A 20,365-nucleotide genomic window follows, 5' to 3' on the forward strand; every position below is an offset into this window, starting at 1 on the left:
TGATTTTATTGGAGTGACTGGTTTGGTTCTTCAAGATCGAAGATGTTCCTGACGAGGTTGACTTTGCTGGGGATGTTGTCGGCGGTATCGACCGGAGCCTTGAGCATCTTGATAGGATGATGCAGGATTTTTTTCAGGATCCTGTCGGTCAGGTGTTCCATGCGCTTCAACTCCTCTTCGCTCACCTTGTGGCGGTAGCGCTCGAGTTCTTTCTCCTTGATTTCGATGAACTTGGATTGCAGGTCAACGATGGTCGGACGTACCTTGAGGGTGTTGATCCACTGGCCGAAGCCGATCAGCTCTTCGTCGATAATGCTCTTGACCTTCGGAAGTTCGGCGCGGCGGCGTTCGAGGTTTTTGTCGATGATATGCTTGAGCGCGTCGATATCCTTGAGGAACATATTCTGCAGTGCGCCTACTTCGGGATCGACGTTTCTCGGCAGACCGAGATCGAGAATGATGACCGGTTTCAGGCGGCGTTTCGCCATGCTCTGCTGCATCTCGGCGGCATTGAGGATATACTCCTTGGTGCTGACTGCCGTGATGATGATGTCGAATTCGTGCAGATGTTCCTTGTAGCTTTCGTAAGGAAGTACGCGGTTGGTGCCCAGCTCTTCGGCAAGCGCCTCGGCCTTGGATTGCGTCCTGTTGGTGATGACGATGTTCCGGGCGTTCTTGGCGTACATGTGCTTTGCTGCCAGCTCTCCGGTTTCACCGGCGCCGATCAGCAGCACTTTCTTCATCGAGAGGTTCGAGAATATCTTCTGGGCAAGTTCGACAGCTGCATAGCTGACCGAAACGGCGCCCTCCATGAGTTTGGTGCGAGTCTTGACTTTTTTTGCGACGCTGAAAGCGGTGTGGCAAAGTCTTGTGAGCAGAATGCCGGCAGTTCCCACCTCCGCGGCGATGCGGTAGGCGTCCTTGACCTGACCGAGAATCTGGCCCTCGCCGAGCACCAGAGAGTCGATGGCGCTGGAAACCTCGAAGAGGTGACGGGCGGTGCCGCAGTAGAAGCGGTTGAAGAAGTGTTCGGGACGGACGGCGTTACGGGCGTCCTTGTATGAGATGATGTAATCTTTGAGATAATCGCAGTTCACCTCGGGCATTCCCGGAACCACATAGAGTTCCGTACGGTTGCAGGTCGATACAACCATGGCTTCACTTGCCAGTCCGCTCGATACCAGGTCGGTGACGAACTCCTTGTTCTGAACCTCCGAAAGAGCGATCCTTTCACGGATTTCAATAGGTGCTGTCTTGTGGTTGACACCAACTGAAATGATGTTCATAGCAGGATTATTTTGTTAACCGTTCGTAAACCGTGCAAAAAGAGCCTGATCGGGGGTTTCCCGAAAGAGTGATAATATATCGTAAAGGGGTGAATTTTCAAATCGATGCCGCGGTTAAAAACACATTACGCGTATTCAGTGACGTATTCGATGATCCACACCTCGGTTGCTTTGCCAGTCGTTTCCTTAAAGTCCTGTGCTCCGAGCCGTCGAATAATGATTATGCCGCTTCCCGGTTCTCTTTCGGGCTTTGTTAAACCCCTCCTCCGTGGAAACTCGGCGTGATCAGGCTCATGATGAACAGGAATGCCGTGACCAGCACGAAGGTGGCGATCAGCAGTACCGCCATGTGCTTGATGTCCCAGCCGAACAGCGGCTTGATGAAGAGGCTGATGCCGTAAAGGAGCCAGATGACGACAATTGAAATAAGCCTCGGATCGAGCAGTTTGATCGCCTCCTGCGATGCGTGCTGTTCGAGCACGCCCGCCACGATGGTGATCGTCAGGAAAAAGAAGCCGAAAGCCACGGCGTGCATGATCAGCAGTTCAAGTGCTTCGAGGTTGGGCAGTCGCTGGAAAAGCAGCCCGAAGCGGTTGAGACGTATCTGCCGGAACAGGATCAGGTAGAGGCCGCTGTACAGGCCAGCGATGGCCACTGAGCTGAAACCGAAGATTGCGGCGATCAGGTGAACGCCGATGCGCAAGCCGCTGAATGCCGGCCCGGCATCGATCGATTTGGCGCTTAGAATCGAAGAGAGCAAGGCTGAACCGGCCGCGAAGGCAATCACGAAAAAGCCGGTCTTGTCGCTTTTGGTGGTCAGCTCGATGAACATGTAGGTGATCGTCAGGGTCAGCGCCACCATGCCCATGAGGTTGTAAGCGGAGTAGCTTAGACGGTATCCTTCAATTGAGGTGAGCAGGCCGATGTCGGCGATATGGGTGACGATCGTAAGAATCAGCGCTGGTTGCTTGAGTTTGCCGGCAAGGGGCAGCTCGCGGAAGAAGTGAAGCCCGTACAGCACGGTTGTGGCGATGTAGAGCACCGGCACGATCTGCGTGAGAGCAAAAAGCAGGCTGTTGTCAAGAAAAATATTTGCCATAATCCGCAACAAAAGAGAATCTTTTTACATGGTACGAGGTTCTCGAAAGGGCCTGTACATTCTTTTCAGGCAAGCGCTTACGCTCATACCTCCGGTTCGTAACCGAAAACTGACGAGCAAGGCTTTTCATTCCCGCCCTGCAATATAATCAAAGGAAAAAGTGTATATTCGCCACGAGTGAACTCAAGTCTACAAATATACTTATTTATCGCCAAAGATGAGCAGGAAACAGAATATTCGCAATATCGCCATTATCGCGCACGTTGACCACGGAAAGACGACCCTTGTCGATTCGATTTTTCAGCAGACAGGTGCTTTCAGGGAAAACCAGCAGGTGGATGTCAGGGTGATGGACTCCAATCCCCAGGAGCGGGAGCGGGGCATTACCATCTTCTCCAAAAACGCCGCCGCACAGCACAAGGGCTGCAAGATCAACATCGTCGACACTCCTGGTCACGCCGATTTCGGCGGCGAGGTCGAGCGCATCCTGAAGATGGTGGATGGCGTGCTCCTGCTTGTCGATGCCTTCGAAGGCCCGATGCCGCAGACCAAGTTTGTGCTTCGCAAGGCGCTCGAACTGCACCTGAAGCCGATCGTGGTTATCAACAAGATCGACCGCCCGCAGGCCGATCCGGAGAAGGTGCACGATCAGGTGCTCGACCTGTTCATCGCGCTTGGCGCCGACGAGGACCAGCTCGATTTCCCCTACATCTTCGCTTCGGCCAAGAACGGCATTGCCAAATATGATATGGCGGATCCGGACGGCGACATGAGCCTTCTGCTCGACATGATCGTCAAGGAGATTCCCGCCCCTGAAGCGGATGACGACGCCGGATTCCAGATGCTCGTCACCAGCCTCGACTACAATGACTATATCGGCAAGATCGCCATCGGCCGCATCCAGCGCGGCAAGGTCGCGCCCGGCAACCAGCTCACGCTGGTGACGCAGGATGGTGTTGTCGGCAAGGGTACGGTCACCAAGCTCTTCCTCTTCGACCGCACGCAGCGCGTCGAGGCGACCGAAGCGACGGCGGGCGACATCGTCGCACTTGCCGGTATCGCGGCGGCCAACGTCGGCGAAACCCTCACCACCCCCGACCAGCCCGAACCGCTCGAATCGTTCGAGATCAGCAAGCCGACCCTTTCGATGCTCTTTTCGGTGAACGATTCGCCGTTCGCCGGTCAGGAGGGCAAGGAGGTGACCAGCCGCAAGATTCGCGAGCGCCTGATGAAGGAGATCATGACCAACGTCGCGCTGAACGTTGAGGAGACCGACAGCGCCGACACCTTCCGGGTTTCGGGCCGCGGCGAGCTTCACCTCTCCGTGCTCATCGAGACGATGCGCCGCGAGGGCTACGAGCTCGCGATCTCCCGTCCTGAGGTGATTCTCCGCGAGGAGAACGGCGTGAAGATGGAGCCGGTCGAGCATGTTACCATCGACGTTCCGGAAGAGTACACCGGCGTGGTCATCGAGAAGATGGGGCGCAGGAAGGCTGAGATGACCCACATGGGAACCCTTCGCGGCGGCATGAACCGACTTGAGTTCGAAATTCCGACCCGAGGCCTGATCGGTTACAACCTTGAGTTCACCACCGATACCAAAGGCGAGGGTATCATGTCGCACGTTTTCCACAACTACCAGCCTTTCAAGGGCAAGCTGCCGTCACGCGAAACCGGCGCGCTTGTCTCTGCCGAAACCGGCGTGGCCGTGGCCTATGCTCTTTCGAGCCTCGAAGATCGCGGCACTTTCTTCATCGGGCCGAACACGAAGGTCTACGAAGGTATGGTGGTTGGCGAGTCGACGCGTGACCTCGACATTACGATGAACATCTGCAAAACCAAGAAGCTCACCAACATGCGCGCTTCCGGTTCGGATGAGTCGATGAGGCTTACGCCGCCGCGCAAGTTGTCGCTCGAACAGGCACTCGAGTTCATCAACGACGACGAGCTGCTCGAAGTGACGCCGGAGAACATCCGCATTCGCAAGAAGATTCTCAACGCCGACCAGCGCCAGAAGGCTGCCAAAAAAAGCCAAAGCAATGGTGTGAGGGGAGAATTTTGATACTTGATAATGAAAAAGGCTGCTCCGAGTGGGCAGCCTTTTTTGTTGGGTGAGCAAAAAAAAAGATCAGTCGGATCAGTCGGATCAGTCAGATCGGACTGATCCGACTGATCTGAGAAAGGCCGGGGAGATTCTGTGGAACTTGTTGCTTACAACCCGAAAAAGAGTTTGCGCATCGCTTTGCGGGCGCTGGCGATGGTGGCTTGCACCTGTTCCTGGCCGACGCCTTTCAGTTCGGCGATCTGCTCGGGGGATTTGCCTTTGACTTCGAGGAGGGTGTAAATTTCGCGCTCCGCTTCCGGCAGTTGTTCGATGCATTCCAGCAGGCGCTGCTGTTCGCGGTTTTGGCCGCCGTTTCCTGCATCGGTGTCTCCGTTGCGTTTGAACAGTTCATCGGCGCTTGCCGCAACCGGCAGCTCGTCGCTGACATCGCCGAAGAGCTTGACGAAATCGGCAAAGCTGAGTCCGCTCGCATTGCACGGCGTGATGGCGTTGTTGAGGATCTCTTCGGCAAGCTTGCGGAACGGCGCGCCGATCTCTGGCAGGCGGACGGCGAAGTCGAAGCTGTCGTCCATGTCACGCGCTTCGAGGTTGTAGGGCACCTTCATCAGCACGTTGATGCCTGCTGCCTTTGCGTATTTCTCGGCCATGCCGCTGCCGTCGTCGCGGTTGACGATCATGCCGAGCAGGCGCGAGCGGCCGCCGATGGTGCGGAAGTAGTTGTTGGCCTGGCAGATGTTGTTCGAGGTGAAAATCGACTGCCGGTCGTTACTGGTCACCAGAATGACCTCCTCGCTGAGCGAGCGGGCGAGCGGAGTCGCGAAGCCGCCGCACACCACGTCGCCGAGGAAATCCATCAAAATGATGTCGATGTCCCACTCGAAGATGCCGAGCTTTTCAAGCACGTCGAAGCCGGAGATGATGCCGCGCCCGCCGCAGCCGCGCCCGACCTGCGGGCCGCCGAGTTCGATGCCGTAGATCGGCTGCGGAAAGTCCGGAATATCGCGTCGGAACACGATGTCGCTGATCTGAACCTGTTCGTTCTTCGCGTTCTTTTCGGCGAAAACTTCAGTCACCGTGGGCAGTGACATGCCGCCAAAGAGCGAGGTCGTGGAGTCATGCTTCGGGTCGCAACCGAGCTGTAACACCCGCTTGTTCATCATGGCGAAGGTGGCGCTGAGGTTCGTCGTGGTGAAGCTCTTGCCGATGCCGCCTTTGCCGTAAATGGCGATGGTTTTTGGTGCCATACCCGTTCTCAGCGTCCCATGTTGCAGGTTGCCATGCCGCCGTCCTTTTCAGCTTCCGAGCCGTCCTGCCAGTGGATGATCATCTTCAGGCAGTCGGGATCGTCGAAGGCCTGCATGTACGCTTCCATGAGGTTGTCCTCCAGCGAGCACTGGTGCGTGAAAATTTTCTCGGCGTTGATTTTGCCGTTCGCGATCAGGTCGCGCACGCGGCGCAGATCGCCCTTGGCCCACTGCCGGGCGGCGATGAACGAAAGCTCCTTGTTGAACGCCTGCGAGTAGTCGATGTTGATGCGCTGGTAGTAGCCACCGAAGATCACCTTGCCGTGGAACTTCACGAAGCGCAGCCCGGTGTCGATGGCGCTCATGATGCCGGTGCTGTCGATGAGCACGTCGAATTCGTGCCCGGCCAGCGCCGCTGAAACGTCCTGCTTGTCGGGGTTGACCTTGATGTCCGCCGTCGAGATGTCGAGCCGGTTCTGGTGCGGTTCGGTGACCGCCACAAGACTCGCACCCATGTGCTTTGCCAGCTCGGCGGCAAGGATGCCCACCGCGCCCTGGCCCAGCACCAGCACCTTGCGATTTTTCACCTCTGCCAGATCGACGATGTGCAGCGCCGTCGCGCCGAGTGGCAGCGCAATGCCGCACTGCGGATTAGCGATGCCGTCGAGCACCGTCAGGCTCTCGACCGGGCAGACGATAAACTGCGACGCGCCGCCGAAAGCCGCGTTCACATCCTCGTAGCCGAACGAGCCGGCAACGTAGGCGAATTTGCCGATCAAGTCCTGATTGACGTGGTCGCCCGCCTCGACGATCCGCCCCACAGTTTCGTAACCGGGGATGAACGGAAAGATGAACGGCGGTGACGGAATCAGGCCGTTCAGGGCCATCTTCTCGGTGCCGGTGCTGATGGACGACCACCAGGTCTCGACCAGCACATCGGTCGACGAGATCGGCTTGAGCGTTACATCACGCAGCTCGATCTGCCGGACGCCGCTGAAGACGATCGCTTTGGATTTTTTCGCTTCCATGCTTTTTGTCGAAAGGTTAAGGCTCAGGCTACCGAACCGCTGGCCTTGAGCTTCTTTTCGTTATGCTTTTCAAGCAGCAGGCGAATGACGAACTGCGCCGCGTTGATGAGATAGCTCAGGTAGGCAAGATAGGCAGTCAGAATGAGAATGTTTTCCGCCGGTTTGATCCAGAAGAACAGAACAAAATAGGCGAGGTGCACAATCATGGCAATCGCGCTGCCGAAATCCTCCCAAAAGAACTCGTGCGCGAAGGCGAATTTTCCGAACACCTCAAGCTCGAAAAAGCCGCCGGTCACGAAGATCAGCACGAGCATGAAGGTCTTGAGCGCCACGAAAAAGGTCACCCACCAGAAATCGGTGATCCAGATGCCTTGCGAATAGAGGTACGTGACCGTCAGACCGGCAAGGAAGATGAGGAACTGGATCGGCGCAAGAATCGCCTGCACGGTCGTCCATTTGGACGCATTTCTTTTTTCAAGCTGTTCCGGTGTATAACGAGGCATGATGGATGATCGGTTCAGTTCGGTGGATTAAAAGGGCACGCGGTGCGCGTCGAAACGACGGAGAATATAGTAAAAGCGGGGGAAATAGTTGAGAGTTGATGGTTGAATGTCTGGGAGTTGGGGAAAGGCGCGTGCGGATGGTCTCGGGGTTTCGTAGGGTGTGGTTCGCTAAGCGTCTGTGCTTTTTCCTGTCATTGCGAGGAGCGTAGCGATGTGGCAATTCAAGTGATTTGCTTGAAAATCAGACGTGATCTTCGTACCTATAATCTGTAAGCCATGCCGTCGGGCTTATTTTGTACCCCTTTCGAGACGGTTTTAGATGATCGTTGATGTTACGTTTGCTATGATAGATCATTGATGTGTCCAGAAGTGCTTGACTGTTGTTCGTGAGATGAGATTGGAACAATAACACGCTACTTTGTTGCGCTTATTCGTCCAATGAGGCATGTAAGGCGCAATAGAGTAGCGCAGATAACTAAGTTGGCTACAAAGCTAAAGATGAATATAGAAATTAATAATATATAATTATGAATGAAAAAGAAAATATCGCAACATGGTTTAAATGGGGATTAACCACAATCGTTGTAATTGCTATAATTATTAAGTTATTACTAGCTGATATTGATATCAGTAAGATTCAATTCAATTTCACTGACCTCTTGTCTTTAATATTAGCTTTGTTTGCTGTATGGATATCAATTAATTTTTACCATAAAAACAATGAGACAAGCAATAAATTTTACAACAACACATATACGTTTACAAAAGACATCTCAGAAACTTTGGGTCGAATTGAGGAAAGGTTTGGTGAAAAGCTGGAATCATTGAAAGAAGAAAACAAATCATTATCCGGTCGAATAGACAAGTATTATTCCAACTTTCCTAAGACTGAAAAGGATGTTGAAAAAGATGCTAAAAAAGAACAAGAGGTCCAGAATAAATTAGAAAAAGAATTGCAAGAGCAAAAAGAATTATTAGACGCATTTACAAAAAAGTATAAAGTTGCCGAACAAGATAAAAATAAATTTATCGAGCAACTTGATATTAAAAATCAGGAAGTAAATAGATTGCAGAGAAAATTAAAATTATTTGAAATTTCAAACAGACAAATAAGCGAAGAAATTGATGACAAATATGATATTCCATCAAGAATAATTAAATATTTTACAAGGAACCTAATTGAAAATAAAGATTTAAGAGAAATATTTGAATCTCAGGATGTGAGAAGAATAATGGAGGAATTTAATGTTTCATGCAAAAGATTTTCTCCAGGGTTTGTTCGTGATTTGGAAAAATATGACATGATAGATGAAAGCCATAACTTAACTGATAAAGGACTATCTATTTTCCTTGATATTACAAATCGTATATAAAGCTCAGTAGCCAACAAAGTGTAAATGCCATAAGGGTTTCAGAGGTATGCGAAGGTCAGAAGTCCGCTTTAACTCTTCGTGTAAATTGATAGGGAGTCACCCGCAATCCCTTACGGCACTTACACTCAACCGTTATCGAAAAAAATCTTAAAAGTTAGCTATAGCGCAAACCTTAAACGTCATAAGAGAGATGACTTCTGCATGTTTCTGAAAATGCACAGTTGCTCGTTTGTATGGCGTTGATTTCATCAATTCTTCTTCACCTTCCAGTCATACATATTTCCGAGCGTGTAGAGCAGGCTTAGCTTGACGTTCTGCACTCGCGGGCTGAATCCTTCCAGCTCATCGTAATAATACAGGAAGGTTCTCGGCTGCTCGTTGGCGAGAATCTGCTGGTAATCTTTCCAGAGCTTGAGTTGCTCGGCTTTGGGGAGCGGGCCGGTGAGTTTGGCGACGACGCGGTCGAGTTCGGCGTTCTGGAAGGCTGAGGAGTTGAAGGGTTTTTTCTCAAAATCCGAGCCCCAGATGACGAGCTGGAAGGGGAGCGTTTCGGCGGCGAGGCCAGACAGCGCGGCGTCGTAGCGGTACTCGTTCTGGTTCTTGTTGAACATGAGGGTTTCGTCGAACTTCAGCTTGCAGTCGATGCCGATTTCGCGGAGGTTCTGCTGGATGATCGTTGCCGCGTAGTTGCGCCTCGGGTTGCCGGTGGGCGCGGCGAGTTCGAATGAGAACTTCAACCCGTTTTTCTGCAAAATGCCGTCCGGCCCCGGCGTCCAGCCAGCCTCTTTGAGCAGGGCGAGCGCCTTATCGGGGTCATACGCGTAGGAGGGCAGCGATGTGTCGATGATCGAGGTGTAGGCGGGCGAGAGCGTGGTGTTGACGATGGTTGCGTGCTTCGGTCCCATGAAGCCGTCGATGATCGCCTGCCGGTCGATGGCGTAGGTCATGGCCTGCCGCACGCGGCGGTCGCCGAAAAAGCGATTCGGCTCGATCTTCTTGCCATTGCGCCACGCCGCGCCGTCGATGTTCAGCCAGACGACGCTATCAAAGTAGCGGTCGGCCACCGGGATGATCGCTATTTCCGGGTTGCTTTTCGCCAGCTCCGCGGCGTCTTTCGGGTTGATGCCGCCCGCCGATACGAGCGCGTCGATCTGACCAGATTTGAGCATCGCGAGCCGCGTGGTGTACTCCGGCACCACCATGAATGTGAGCGTCGGCGAGGCTGCCGGATGGGGCAGCACCGAGGTCGGATTCGATTCGAGCACCAGCTTCGATTGCCGCTGCCACTCCTTGACCTTGAACGGGCCTGCACCCACGATTGGCAGGGTGGCGGCCTGCTGGCGGATCTGTTCCGGCTTGATGTCGCGGAAAAGGTGTTCGGCTACCGGCATCAGGTCGTTGAAGTGGTCGAGCACAATGCTTTCGGCCATCGGTTTGTTGAAGTGCAGCACCAGCGTTTTGTCGTCCGGAGTCTCGACTGCTTTGTCGAAATCGACCGAGCCGTCAGGCTTGAGCAACAGGTCGTACAGGTAGTCCTGACGACTGCTTGCCACGTTCGGGTCGGCATACAGGCGGTAGGAAAAACTGAAGTCCTTCGAGGTGAGCGGCTTGCCATCCTCCCAGACCGCCTTTTCGTTCAGGTGGAACGTCACGTTTCGGCCATCCGGCGTAAACTCCCAGCTTTCGGCGGCTCCCGGTTCGTAATTGATCGTGCCATTCTTTTCGTCAAACGTAGGGCGGAAGAGCGTCGGATAGATCATCGTGCACAGCTCGCGGGAGAGCGAGAGCTGGATGAGCAGGGGATTGAGGTGGTCGAAATCGGCTGAGACGGCAACCACGATGGTGTTATTGCGCGACGTATCGGACGATTTGGAGCCGCATGCACCAAGCAGCGTCGCGAAGAGAAGGGTGAGGATGGTGAACAGCGATTTTCGCATGGTGTCGTCTCGGGTTATTTCGATTAAGCTGGCCTTTGTTCAGTTGCCGGGTTTGAACACTTCCGTGAAGCGGTCGATGCCGAGCACGCCGTGCAGCAGGAAGCCTTCGCCGTACATCACGCCGATCTGCTCGCCGAGGGAGCGGGCGCGCGCTTCAAGTCCTGGCAGGAACTCCTTGCGGTTGATCATCGTGACCGGCTGGTTGCTGTTCTCGTCACGCTGGAACTGCGAGCCGAACGCCAGCACGCCTTGCCGCGACCGCTCGAAGGTCGAGGAGACATCGACAATGATCTCCGGCTCGGTTTGCTTGAACTGGATATAGTACAGCAGGTGTTTCGGTCGATGTGCCTGTTGTGGGACGCCGTTCTCGACGGTTTCGATTTTGCGCAGACCCGCGTAGAAACAGGCGTCGCTGATCAGCCGCGAGGCTTTCATATGGTCGGGGTGGCGTTCGTCGGGCGGGTTGCTGAAAACCGTGTCGGGCCGGTATTTGCGGATGATTCGGATGAGTTCGTGCAGGTTCTCTTTGGTGTAGAACAGCTCCGAGTCGCCGAAGTCCAGCGCTTCACGAGCCACGTAGCCCATCTTTTCAGCCGCCAGCAGGGCCTCTTTCCGGCGGGTCTCTGGTGTGCCCGCCGTGCCCATCTCGCCCTTCGTGAGGTCGCAGACGGCTACGCGGCGGCCTTCGTCCATGATTTTCAGCAGCGTGGCTCCGCAGGCCAGCTCGACGTCGTCAGGGTGCGCTCCGAAAGCGAGGGCGTAAACAGGTTCGATGGGTGCGCTCAAGGTAGGGTTTGTTTATATTGCGGCTGAGTAACCATCAGGCCCTTCCGGGCTTCAAGCAACTTCAGCCATAGTCGATGATCAAAGTAAAAATAGTTCGCCTGAAAGAAAAGGCAAGCCTGCCGGCTTATGCCACTGCTCACGCTGCGGGAATGGATGTTTCCGCCTGCCTCGATGCTCCAGTCACCCTCGAACCCTCATCGTCCGCGCTTATTCCCACCGGCCTCGCCATCGAGCTGCCCGAGGGATACGAGGCGCAGCTTCGCCCGAGGAGCGGGCTGGCACTTCGCCACCTCATCTCGCTGCCCAATTCGCCTGCAACCATCGATGCTGATTATCGCGGCGAAGTCGGGGTTATTCTCATCAATCACGGACGCGAGCCGTTTACGGTCAATCACGGCGACCGCATCGCGCAGATGGTCGTCTCAAAGGTTGATCGCGTCGCGTTCGAGGAGGTCGATTCACTGTCCGATACGGAGCGCGGGGAAGGGGGATTCGGTCACACCGGCGTGGCCTCGAAAGCCGAGTAAGCGATCCGGTTGATCTGACGGATCTGACTGATCGGGTGCAACGATTTCTCTGTTGCCAATTCCCAGTAGGGGGGCGCGAACCACCCGCATAAGGTTACGCGGTCATGCTACCGTTGCCAGGCACACGCCATGCGCCCTTGCAATGCAAAAGGGCGAGGTTTTTAGCCCCGCCCTTTTGCGATTGATCGCCTTTTGGTATGCAGCGTTACGCTTCCGGTTTCTTTTCCGGAGCTGGTGCCGTTGCCGGTTTCGTCTCTCCCGCCGGAGCTGGAGCCGGAGCTTTGGGCGCTGAATGTGTTACCGGAATTTCCCTGGCCTGCTTCCGGGGTTCGTCGCTGCTTCCGGAGCCCATCATGAACGGGGGCTGCATTCCCTGCGAAAAGACCATGCCGGTAAGCTGGTTGATGCCTGCGCTGACGTTGTCGAACAGATCCTTGACCTGGTTGGAGTTGACCGTCGAGTTCAGGTTGGAAATCATGCCTGCCCAGAACTTGCCCAGCTCGTTGAACGAGTTCTGGAGCTGCTCGGAGTTCAGGGTGCTGGTGACGCCCTCGATGAGCTGGCCCGAGACCGAATTGACATTGTCGATAATGCCTTTGACCTGATCGGAGTTGATGGTCGTGTTAACGCCTTCCATAATCTGGCCGGTGGCCGAGCTGACCGTGTTGATCATGCCCTGAACCGACTCGATGGTCGAATCGATCAGAATGCCCATGTTGCCGATCAAATGAGCCATGTCGCCGTTGCCGGCATTGGTCTCCTGTGGTTGAACCGCCGGTTTGGGCGCTCCGGGAGCAGCTCCTGCGGCGGGTTTGCTGGTTTCTTCGTTAGCCATGATAGATGATGTTTGAAGAGTGTGATATAAAGGGTTTTTCCTGATGAAGCACGTAGCTTCCGGTTGGACGTTATATGGTGTAAATATAGTTATAAATAATCTAAAAAACGCGTCGTTACAGGTGTTGAACTGAGCTGGAAAAGATAGAAATGCGGGCGAGGAGGAGGCTCTTAACTGACTGAATTCCGGTAAAATTCCCGGATGTCGTCCTGGCTGAATCCGAGAGCGTACATCAGGTGGATGGTGCCGAAAATGGCTTGCAGCCGAACGGTGCCGTTGGCATGATATTTTCTGGCCGAGGTGGTGACTGTGGAGTCGAGAATGTGGAATTCGGTTTGACGCTGAATCCGCTCGATGATGTCGATGTCCTCCATAATCTGCATCCGCTCGTCGAAACCGCCGATCCGCTCGAACAGCTCCCGCGTGATGAACAGCGACTGGTCGCCGCCCCGGCAGATGGTGAGGGGGAATTGCGTGAACCAGCCGTAGAGCTGCATGAGCCAGTCGGGATCGTCAAAAGTCATCCGGAAGCATCCGGCTTCGAAGCCGCGTTCGACCGCCGACAGGATGTCGTTGCAGAACGATGGCGGCGGAACGGTGTCGGCGTGCAGGAAGTAGAGAATCGAGCCTTTTGCAAGTTTTGCCCCAGTGTTCATCTGGATGGCGCGTCCCTTTTCCGAGTGGCAGACGGTGACCGGAAAGGCGCTGGCGAGTTCGGCGGTGCGGTCGTCTCCCGAGACGCTGACGATGATTTCGGTGTCGCTTCGTCCAGCCGTCAACCCGAGCAGCATTTCAAGCGTTTTGGCAATGGTCGCCTCTTCGTTCCAGGCCGGTATGATGATGCTCAGCTTTGTTTCGGAGTCCATAAGCTGCTGGCTTTGAGGTCGTCGATGGTGTCGATGTCCGAGAGCGCCGGGAGCAGGTCGCACGATTTGCCATGCTCGCGCACAATGCGCTGCGAATCGTTCAGCACGGATGAGGTGCTCCATATCCTGCCGAGGAACAACTCCGGAAATGGACGCTTCAGCGCGACAAGGTAGAAACCGCCGTCGCGTGCCGGGCCGAGCACGACATCGCTCGTTTCGAGCTTCGTGAACGCGAGATCGAGAATGAACGGGCTGAGTTCCGGGCAGTCGGTGCCGATCAGCGCGATGCGGCTGAAGCCGAGCGAAAAGCCTTTCACAAAAGCGCGGTGCATCCGTTCGCCGAGGTCGCTGCCTTGCTGGAGCCATGCTTCCGTGTCGGGGGCAAGCAAGAGGTCAGTGTTGGGGATGAAGTCCGAGTAGGCGATGGCTTTCGATGCGTCGATGCCTGTTGTCGCCTGCTTGGTTAACTCCCGAAGCTGCTCATAGATTCTCAGTGCTTCGGCGTCACCGATTGACGCGGCAAGTCGTGTTTTGACCCATCCGGCGACAGGGTTTTTTGAAAAGACGATCAGCAGTTTGTCATTTCGGCTTTTCATGCGAGGCTCTCCGGGAGGTTGTCGATTTCGGTTGTAGGGGCGAACCTATGTGTTCGCCCCGCCTTCAAGGCACATCGCGACACCATCGCATGGGAAGGGCAGACACGCAGGTCTGCCCCTACAGAATGTGGTTGTAAAACACCTGCCCGCCCCTACGGGAATCTCTCTCAGCCGCCCATCCGCTGGTGTAGCTTTTCTGCTACCTGCCGTCCGCTGAGCGCTGCGCCCTCCATCGAGGCGAGGTAGTGCTGGTCGGTGTAGTCCCCAGCGAGGAAAAAGTTGCGGATCGGGCTGACCTGATCTGGGCGGTACTGATCGACGTCTGGCACAGCCTTGTACACCGACTGCGGAATCTTGACGATGGTCGATTTCAGCAGCTTCGCATCGCGCGATTTCGGGAAGCGGTCGTGAATCTCCTTCATCACCATCTCCGTGATGACCTCGTTCGGCAGGTCGAGCAGCTGGTGCGCCGGGGCGAGCACGAGGCTCATCACGCTGCCGCCGGTCGCCGAGCCCATGCCCGCCTGGAAGTCCTCCGGGCAGGTGATCGAGACGTCGGCGAAGGTGGCGAAGGTGGTGCCCTGCGAGAACATCAGGTTGTCGGTATCGGTGATCTTTTTGTCGAACCAGAGTTGGCAGTTGGCCACCGGGCTGCCGACGAACTGGTGCAGGTTCCGGAAGTAGTCGTGCTCCAGCCACTCGTTCGGCACGATCTTCTTGACGCTGTGCACTGGCAGGGCAGAGATGTAAGCGTCGGCCTCGACGGTGTGGCCGTCGCGCAGCACGGCGTGCTTGATGGTCTTGTCATCATTCAGCTCGAAGCGCGACAGGCGAGCATCGATGAAGATGCGGCCACCCTTGCTCTGGATGTACTGGCGCATCGGTTCGATCATCGAGTCACCGGGGTTCTTGCGGAAGAAGGCAAACTTGGTGGCGGCGTAGTCGGTGCCGAAGTACTTGAAGATGGTGATCATCGGGCGGGCGCTGATGACGTTCGGCTCGATGAAGTTCATCGCCAGAGCGATCGCCCGCCAGAGCTTCTGGAGCGAGTGCTCCGATGCGCCGTGCAGGTGGTGCCACTCGGAGTAGGTCATGTGATCCTGGCTGCGGAAGTACTCCTCGTTGCCGGCCAGCGCGGGCCAAAGCCCTTTGATGAGCGAAATCTTGTCCCACATGGTGAGGAAGTCCGCCTGAAGTCCGCCGACCACTTCGGCCCACGGGCTGGGCAGGTTGGCCTTTTTGAAGAACGACTGCTTGCCGTCCGACTCGGCGTAGATCAGCGAATGATCTTTCCAGAGATAGTTATCGCCCGTGCCGATCTTGTCCAGATACTTCTGAAGCTGGGTGTAACCGCCGAAGACGATATGCAGTCCGGACTCGATCGAGTCGCCGTCACTGTCTTTCCAGACCGATACTTTTCCGCCGAGAACCTTGCGTTTTTCATACAGTTCGACGGTATGGCCGCGATCGACCAGTTCGATGGCCGCGCTGAGACCGGCGACACCGGCTCCGAATATGGCTACTTTCAACGTTGCTTTGGCTTGGTGTTGGAAATGCTGAAAGGCATCATGAAACCCCGGCCATGCGACCAGATTGTTGCGTTTTACTCAACAAACCGGCATGATCGGCACGTTTTTCTGATGTCCTGATAACAATGATTGCGGGGAATATAACGATTTGCCGCCGTATCTCGAAAGTACCTTTGCATTGTCGTTGCCGGATGTATTGGGTGTTGAGAGCCGGTTACTCTTTCTTTTCGGGCTCGTTTTCCGGTTGCTCACCCTTTTGCGGCTCTTCGGGCTGCATTTTTTTCAGGAACAGCTCGACGTCGTTGAGAAAACGGAAGCCGAGGTTGAGTGACTCCTTTACCACAAAACGCACATCGTGCGAAGCAGGGCCGTGCTGTCGCACCGGCTGCGGAATAGAGCGTTCGGATGAACCCTGTGGCTCATCGGAATCTTCGGAGAATTTTCTGGACACTTCCTTCATGACGGTAACTCAAAAAACTTCTGAATCGGTAAGACTTGCCTGGCTTTATTCCGTGTCGCGAAAGGCGGAGCGCTCTGCCAGCAGCCGGAATAAGCGTTTGAGAGGCATAGATTATTAACTTACATTCTTGTTTGCAAATACCAACATCGCCATCACGCCCTTTTCCTCGTTTTTGACTCCGTATCCTAAATTATTTAGGGAAAGTGCTGGTCAAATCCGCCTTTATTAAGAATAGGCTTGTTTATTTCTTAGATTTCATTAATTTCCTACAAAATCGAAGATTCTGCTTATGTCCGGACACCTCGACCTTATCGATCTGAAAATCATCGAATCACTCGGTGGTAACGGCAGAGTGCGGCTCAGCGAGCTTGCTGAAATCGTTGGATTGTCGATTCCATCGGTCAGCGAGCGGCTCGACAAATTGCAGAAGAACGGTATCATCAAAGGGTTTACGACGGAGGTCGACGAGCGCAGGCTCGGTTTCGATATTCAGGCGTTTGTGCGGGTGCGGGTTGATTCCTCGAAGCACTACAAGTCCTTCATGGAGCATGTCATGAAGGAGGAGGAGATCATGGAGTGCTACTCGGTGACCGGCGAGGGATCGCATATCATGAAGGTGATGACGCACAATACCGCATCGCTCGAACAGTTCCTGTCGCGCATCCAGAGCTGGCCGGGAGTGCTGGGCACCAATACGAGCTTCGTTCTGTCGCAGCTGAAAAAGAACAACTGCATCAGCGCGGATATCGTGAAGAAGAACCTGCAGGACAGGCAGGTGCTGCTCACCTTCGATGAAAAGAAATCAAGAAAATAGTATCAGTTCGTGTTCATCTATCATGTTTAAAAACAAGTAAAGGAGGAACTCTTGATTAACGAGAGCAAAAAATCGGTGGTGTCCTATTATGGCGCATTGACCTTTGGTACTGAAGCCATGAGCGCAAAGCTTCCGAAAGAGGTTTTCAAGGCGCTGCAGGAGACGATCAAAGCTGGCAAAAAACTTCCCGCCGACATCGCTGGCGTCGTAGCCCACGGTATGAAAGAGTGGGCCATGGAGCATGGCGCTACCCATTATACCCACTGGTTCCAGCCGATGACCGGCACGACCGCTGAAAAACACGACGCCTTCCTGACCACCCAGATGGATGGTACCGTGATCGAGCGTTTCTCAGGCGAGCAGCTCATTCAGGGTGAGCCTGACGCTTCGAGTTTCCCGTCCGGCGGTATGCGTTCGACCTTCGAGGCTCGCGGCTACACCGCATGGGATCCTTCCAGCCCGGCATTCCTGATGAAGGGCGGCAAGGGCATGACCCTCTGCATTCCGACCGTTTTCATCTCCTATCACGGTGAAGCGCTCGACGAGAAGACCCCGCTTCTGCGTTCCATGGACGCCGTCAGCAAGGCTGCAATCCGCCTGCTCGACACGCTCGGCATCACCGGCGTGACCAAGGTCAACACCTACGCTGGTCCGGAGCAGGAGTACTTCCTGATCGACAAGAAGTTCTACACGCAGCGTCCTGACCTGGTGATGACCGGCCGCACCCTGCTTGGCGCTCTTCCGCCGAAGGGCCAGCAGCTCGAAGATCACTACTTCGGCTCGATCCCGGATCGCGTGCTCGAGTTCATGCAGGAGGTTGAAGAAGAGCTCTTCCTGCTCGGCATTCCGGCCAAGACCCGTCACAACGAAGTGGCTCCGCACCAGTTCGAGATCGCTCCGATCTTCGAGCAGGCCAACCTCGCTTCCGACCACAACCTGCTCGTCATGGAAGTGATGCGCAAGGTGGCCGAAAAGAAAGGCTTTGCCATGCTGCTCTTTGAAAAGCCCTTCGCAGGCATCAACGGCTCCGGCAAGCACAACAACTGGTCGATCGGCATCGACGGCGGCATGAACCTCCTCGATCCGGGTGACACTCCTGAATCCAACATCAGCTTCCTGGTCTTCCTTGTGGCCGTGCTCAAGGGCGTGCTCAAACGCTCCGCGATTCTGCGCGCTTCTGTTGCCAGCATTGGCAACGACCACCGTCTCGGTGCTAACGAGGCTCCGCCGGCTGTCGTCACCGTCTTTCTCGGTGATCTGCTTGAAAAAGTGCTCGACGCCATCGAGAGCGGCAAGGTTGATCTCAAGACCGAGAAGCAGATTCTCGACCTCGGCCTCAGCCATGTGCCGGTGCTCAACAAAGACTACACCGACCGTAACCGCACCTCGCCGTTCGCCTTCACCGGCAACAAGTTCGAGTTCCGCGCTGTGGGCTCCAGCCAGCCGATCTCGGTGCCGAACACGGTGCTCAACACGCTCATGGCCGAAGCGGTCGATGACCTGAACGCCGAAATTCTCGCAAAGATCGAGGCTGGCATGTCGAAGGAAGAGGCAATCCTGGCCGCTGTCCGCGATGGCATCACCGCAACCAAGGCTGTGCGCTACCCTGGCGACAACTACAGCGAAGATCTCCAGAAGGCCGCTGCCGAGCGTGGTCTGCCGAACATGAAAAACACTCCGGAATCGGTTCGTGCCTGGACCGACAAGGATACTGTCGCCATGTTTGTCAAGTACGGTGTGCTGACTGCCGAGGAGATCGACTCCCGCTACAACGTCCGCATCGAGCGCTACGTCAAAGGCATCGACATCGAAGCCCGTACGCTGCTGCTCATGATCAAGACCATGGTCATTCCGGATGCTTCGGAGTATCAGGGCGATCTGGCCAGCTCGTTCAACAACCTCGTGGCTGCCGCCGACTCTATCGGTTTGTCCGACGAGGCCTTCAAGAACCAGGCCGGACATCTGAAAACCCTCGCCGAGGATCTGTCGCAGCTGATCGCACTGACCAGCATTCTCGAAGAGACCATCGAAGAGATGGAAGAGCAGGAGAGCGAGCTCGACAAAGCCGATTTCTGCTCCGCAAGGCTTCTGCCCTGCATGAACGCCGTGCGCGAAGTGGCCGACAAGCTGGAACTCCAGGTCGATCGCAGCCGCTGGCAGCTTCCGACCTACTCCGAAATGCTCTTCGAGCACTAAGAGCCGGAACGAAAGCACAAGTAAAAAGAGCCCCGAAATGTCGGGGCTCTTTTGTTTTGCGGCAAGGAGAAAAAGGTGAACTTGGCGGATGGAATAGGGAAGACTATTCTCCGATGATTTTGATGAGCACGCGCTTTCTTCTTCGTCCATCGAATTCGCCGTAGAAGATCTGCTCCCAGGGGCCGAAATGCAGTCGCCCTTCGGTAACGGCTACCACCACTTCGCGGCCCATGATCTGGCGCTTGTGGTGCGCGTCGCCGTTGTCCTCGCCAGTACGGTTGTGGCGGTAGCGCGACGGATCGTGCGGCGCCAGCTCTTCGAGCCACTGCTTGTAGTCGGCGTGCAGGCCCGGTTCGTCGTCGTTGATGAACACCGAGGCCGAGATGTGCATGGCGTTGACCAGGCAAAGCCCTTCCCGGATGCCGCTTTCGCCGAGTGCGCGTTCGACGTCGCGGGTGATGTTGACGAAATCCATTCTGGTCGGGACTTCCATCCAGAGTTCCTTGTAATACGATTTCATGCGTTGACAGGTCTGTGGTTGATCGGGATATTTGTATTTAGAACATCTCCTGAAAAGGTGTATTTTTTGACCTTTGAATAATAAGAAACTTGGGCAGCTCTCAATAGCGTGATGATTCCGGTCTGCCGGGTCAATCCGTTTTCTGCGTTGCTCTTCAGACGGCTTTCCGCTCATGACCGACCTTTTCCAGTACCCGATGTCCTTTCCCGGCTGGTGGCTCGATAACTACTACTACGTTACCTGGTTTCTGAGTATGCTGTTTCTGGGCGGCGGCTGGGCCCTTTTTTACCGCTACGGCAAGTTCAGTTACGGCGTTGATTTCGGATGTCTCTGGAAAACCACGCTGATGATTCTCATCACCACGATTGCTCTCGGCGTGCCGCAATATTACAACACCCGTTTCAGCGCCGAGCATGGCCGTGACGGTGATTCGGTGACGTTGACTCCGGATCGCATTGAATACGTCTCGCGCAAAGGTGAAAAGAAGATGTTCCTGTACAAGGACATCGTTTCGATTTACCAGGAGCAGATCACCTACAATCCTCCGCCGCAGGTGTTCATTGTGGCCAACAATGCCGGTCTGCGCGATTCGATCACCGTCACCGACGGCAAGGACGGCCTGCCGGATGCTGGCAAGATGCTCTCAGAGCTGTCGAAGCGAAGCGGCGTGACCGTCAAGAGGCCGTAATCCTGCTGTTTCC

The 20,365-nt window shown here is 55.1% G+C and carries 19 protein-coding genes; 6 read left to right on the plus strand and 13 right to left on the minus strand.

The window, feature by feature from the left end; translation table 11 throughout:
• Nucleotides 1–5: 5 nt before the first annotated feature.
• Entirely contained in the window at nucleotides 6–1,286 is a 1,281-nt protein-coding gene (gene hemA, locus CPAR_RS03785) for a glutamyl-tRNA reductase (RefSeq protein WP_012501988.1), read from the minus strand.
• 253 nt (nucleotides 1,287–1,539) lie between these two features.
• Nucleotides 1,540–2,385: a cytochrome C assembly family protein gene (locus CPAR_RS03790; RefSeq protein ID WP_012501989.1), complete on the minus strand. Its 846-nt coding sequence runs from the start codon at nucleotides 2,383–2,385 to the stop codon at nucleotides 1,540–1,542.
• A gap of 217 nt (nucleotides 2,386–2,602) precedes the next feature.
• On the opposite strand from CPAR_RS03790, the gene typA reads away from it, so the two are divergent.
• Nucleotides 2,603–4,447: a translational GTPase TypA gene (gene typA / locus CPAR_RS03795; protein ID WP_012501990.1), complete on the plus strand. Its 1,845-nt coding sequence runs from the start codon at nucleotides 2,603–2,605 to the stop codon at nucleotides 4,445–4,447.
• Nucleotides 4,448–4,596: 149 nt separating this feature from the next.
• Here typA and CPAR_RS03800 read toward each other — a convergent pair whose 3' ends face one another.
• The 3 genes from CPAR_RS03800 to bchF are packed head-to-tail and all read right to left on the minus strand — an operon-like array spanning nucleotide 4,597 to nucleotide 7,225.
• The gene (locus CPAR_RS03800; protein WP_012501991.1) at nucleotides 4,597–5,694 is read right to left on the minus strand and encodes a chlorophyllide a reductase iron protein subunit X; all 1,098 of its coding nucleotides are present in this window, start codon (nucleotides 5,692–5,694) and stop codon (nucleotides 4,597–4,599) included.
• 8 nt (nucleotides 5,695–5,702) lie between these two features.
• The gene (gene bchC / locus CPAR_RS03805; protein WP_012501992.1) at nucleotides 5,703–6,722 is read right to left on the minus strand and encodes a chlorophyll synthesis pathway protein BchC; all 1,020 of its coding nucleotides are present in this window, start codon (nucleotides 6,720–6,722) and stop codon (nucleotides 5,703–5,705) included.
• Between the two features lie 23 nt (nucleotides 6,723–6,745).
• Entirely contained in the window at nucleotides 6,746–7,225 is a 480-nt protein-coding gene (bchF, locus tag CPAR_RS03810; RefSeq protein WP_012501993.1) for a 2-vinyl bacteriochlorophyllide hydratase, read from the minus strand.
• A 527-nt stretch (nucleotides 7,226–7,752) separates the two neighbouring features.
• Here bchF and CPAR_RS03815 point away from each other — a divergent pair.
• On the plus strand, nucleotides 7,753–8,598 hold the full coding sequence (locus CPAR_RS03815; protein ID WP_012501994.1) for a hypothetical protein: 846 nt from the start codon (nucleotides 7,753–7,755) through the stop codon (nucleotides 8,596–8,598).
• A gap of 248 nt (nucleotides 8,599–8,846) precedes the next feature.
• Here CPAR_RS03815 and CPAR_RS03820 read toward each other — a convergent pair whose 3' ends face one another.
• A complete protein-coding gene (locus CPAR_RS03820) occupies nucleotides 8,847–10,535 on the minus strand; it encodes a peptide-binding protein (protein WP_012501995.1) in 1,689 nt (562 codons plus the stop codon).
• A 39-nt stretch (nucleotides 10,536–10,574) separates the two neighbouring features.
• Complete coding sequence (gene bshB1 / locus CPAR_RS03825; RefSeq protein ID WP_012501996.1) at nucleotides 10,575–11,321, minus strand: bacillithiol biosynthesis deacetylase BshB1; 747 nt, start codon at nucleotides 11,319–11,321, stop codon at nucleotides 10,575–10,577.
• Nucleotides 11,322–11,395: 74 nt separating this feature from the next.
• On the opposite strand from bshB1, the gene dut reads away from it, so the two are divergent.
• A complete protein-coding gene (dut, locus tag CPAR_RS03830) occupies nucleotides 11,396–11,848 on the plus strand; it encodes a dUTP diphosphatase (protein WP_012501997.1) in 453 nt (150 codons plus the stop codon).
• 205 nt (nucleotides 11,849–12,053) lie between these two features.
• On the opposite strand, the gene csmH is transcribed toward dut, so the two are convergent.
• The 5 genes from csmH to CPAR_RS03855 all read right to left on the minus strand — a co-directional run bounded on the left by csmH (nucleotide 12,054) and on the right by CPAR_RS03855 (nucleotide 16,134).
• Nucleotides 12,054–12,683: a chlorosome envelope protein H gene (csmH, locus tag CPAR_RS03835; protein WP_012501998.1), complete on the minus strand. Its 630-nt coding sequence runs from the start codon at nucleotides 12,681–12,683 to the stop codon at nucleotides 12,054–12,056.
• Nucleotides 12,684–12,853: 170 nt separating this feature from the next.
• Nucleotides 12,854–13,549, minus strand: a complete 696-nt coding sequence (locus CPAR_RS03840; protein WP_012501999.1) for a TIGR04283 family arsenosugar biosynthesis glycosyltransferase — start codon at nucleotides 13,547–13,549, stop codon at nucleotides 12,854–12,856.
• Nucleotides 13,528–14,145, minus strand: coding sequence for a TIGR04282 family arsenosugar biosynthesis glycosyltransferase (locus tag CPAR_RS03845; RefSeq protein ID WP_012502000.1), 618 nt, complete (start codon nucleotides 14,143–14,145; stop codon nucleotides 13,528–13,530). Before CPAR_RS03845 ends, CPAR_RS03840 begins: the two co-directional genes overlap by 22 nt.
• A 167-nt stretch (nucleotides 14,146–14,312) precedes the next feature.
• Nucleotides 14,313–15,674 carry an FAD-dependent oxidoreductase gene (locus CPAR_RS03850; RefSeq protein WP_012502001.1) on the minus strand — a complete coding sequence of 454 codons (1,362 nt, stop codon included), beginning with the start codon at nucleotides 15,672–15,674 and terminating at the stop codon, nucleotides 14,313–14,315.
• Nucleotides 15,675–15,888: 214 nt separating this feature from the next.
• Nucleotides 15,889–16,134: a hypothetical protein gene (locus tag CPAR_RS03855; protein ID WP_012502002.1), complete on the minus strand. Its 246-nt coding sequence runs from the start codon at nucleotides 16,132–16,134 to the stop codon at nucleotides 15,889–15,891.
• 289 nt (nucleotides 16,135–16,423) lie between these two features.
• On the opposite strand from CPAR_RS03855, the gene CPAR_RS03860 reads away from it, so the two are divergent.
• Together CPAR_RS03860 and CPAR_RS03865 are read left to right on the plus strand one after the other, a co-directional pair.
• Entirely contained in the window at nucleotides 16,424–16,948 is a 525-nt protein-coding gene (locus CPAR_RS03860; protein WP_012502003.1) for an Lrp/AsnC family transcriptional regulator, read from the plus strand.
• Between the two features lie 51 nt (nucleotides 16,949–16,999).
• On the plus strand, nucleotides 17,000–19,144 hold the full coding sequence (locus CPAR_RS03865) for a glutamine synthetase III family protein (protein WP_012502004.1): 2,145 nt from the start codon (nucleotides 17,000–17,002) through the stop codon (nucleotides 19,142–19,144).
• A 103-nt stretch (nucleotides 19,145–19,247) separates the two neighbouring features.
• Here the strand turns inward: CPAR_RS03865 and CPAR_RS03870 are convergent, their stop codons facing one another.
• Entirely contained in the window at nucleotides 19,248–19,664 is a 417-nt protein-coding gene (locus CPAR_RS03870; protein ID WP_012502005.1) for a secondary thiamine-phosphate synthase enzyme YjbQ, read from the minus strand.
• Nucleotides 19,665–19,836: 172 nt separating this feature from the next.
• On the opposite strand from CPAR_RS03870, the gene CPAR_RS03875 reads away from it, so the two are divergent.
• Nucleotides 19,837–20,352 (plus strand): hypothetical protein, encoded by a 516-nt coding sequence (locus CPAR_RS03875; protein WP_012502006.1) that lies wholly within the window; start codon nucleotides 19,837–19,839, stop codon nucleotides 20,350–20,352.
• Nucleotides 20,353–20,365 lie beyond the last annotated feature (13 nt).

The organism is Chlorobaculum parvum NCIB 8327 (assembly GCF_000020505.1).
Classification (GTDB): Bacteria; Bacteroidota; Chlorobiia; order Chlorobiales; family Chlorobiaceae; genus Chlorobaculum; species Chlorobaculum parvum_A.

Bases quoted from the DNA above. Each gene is read 5' to 3' on its own strand.
- csmH (WP_012501998.1), bottom strand. From the start codon at position 12,683: ATGGCTAACGAAGAAACCAGCAAACCCGCCGCAGGAGCTGCTCCCGGA.
- CPAR_RS03790 (WP_012501989.1), bottom strand. From the start codon at position 2,385: ATGGCAAATATTTTTCTTGACAACAGCCTGCTTTTTGCTCTCACGCAG.
- bchC (WP_012501992.1), bottom strand. From the start codon at position 6,722: ATGGAAGCGAAAAAATCCAAAGCGATCGTCTTCAGCGGCGTCCGGCAG.
- dut (WP_012501997.1), top strand. From the start codon at position 11,396: ATGATCAAAGTAAAAATAGTTCGCCTGAAAGAAAAGGCAAGCCTGCCG.
- hemA (WP_012501988.1), bottom strand. From the start codon at position 1,286: ATGAACATCATTTCAGTTGGTGTCAACCACAAGACAGCACCTATTGAA.
- CPAR_RS03870 (WP_012502005.1), bottom strand. From the start codon at position 19,664: ATGAAATCGTATTACAAGGAACTCTGGATGGAAGTCCCGACCAGAATG.
- CPAR_RS03820 (WP_012501995.1), bottom strand. From the start codon at position 10,535: ATGCGAAAATCGCTGTTCACCATCCTCACCCTTCTCTTCGCGACGCTG.
- CPAR_RS03860 (WP_012502003.1), top strand. From the start codon at position 16,424: ATGTCCGGACACCTCGACCTTATCGATCTGAAAATCATCGAATCACTC.
- CPAR_RS03845 (WP_012502000.1), bottom strand. From the start codon at position 14,145: ATGAAAAGCCGAAATGACAAACTGCTGATCGTCTTTTCAAAAAACCCT.
- typA (WP_012501990.1), top strand. From the start codon at position 2,603: ATGAGCAGGAAACAGAATATTCGCAATATCGCCATTATCGCGCACGTT.
- CPAR_RS03800 (WP_012501991.1), bottom strand. From the start codon at position 5,694: ATGGCACCAAAAACCATCGCCATTTACGGCAAAGGCGGCATCGGCAAG.
- CPAR_RS03840 (WP_012501999.1), bottom strand. From the start codon at position 13,549: ATGGACTCCGAAACAAAGCTGAGCATCATCATACCGGCCTGGAACGAA.
- CPAR_RS03815 (WP_012501994.1), top strand. From the start codon at position 7,753: ATGAATGAAAAAGAAAATATCGCAACATGGTTTAAATGGGGATTAACC.
- CPAR_RS03875 (WP_012502006.1), top strand. From the start codon at position 19,837: ATGACCGACCTTTTCCAGTACCCGATGTCCTTTCCCGGCTGGTGGCTC.
- bchF (WP_012501993.1), bottom strand. From the start codon at position 7,225: ATGCCTCGTTATACACCGGAACAGCTTGAAAAAAGAAATGCGTCCAAA.
- CPAR_RS03855 (WP_012502002.1), bottom strand. From the start codon at position 16,134: ATGAAGGAAGTGTCCAGAAAATTCTCCGAAGATTCCGATGAGCCACAG.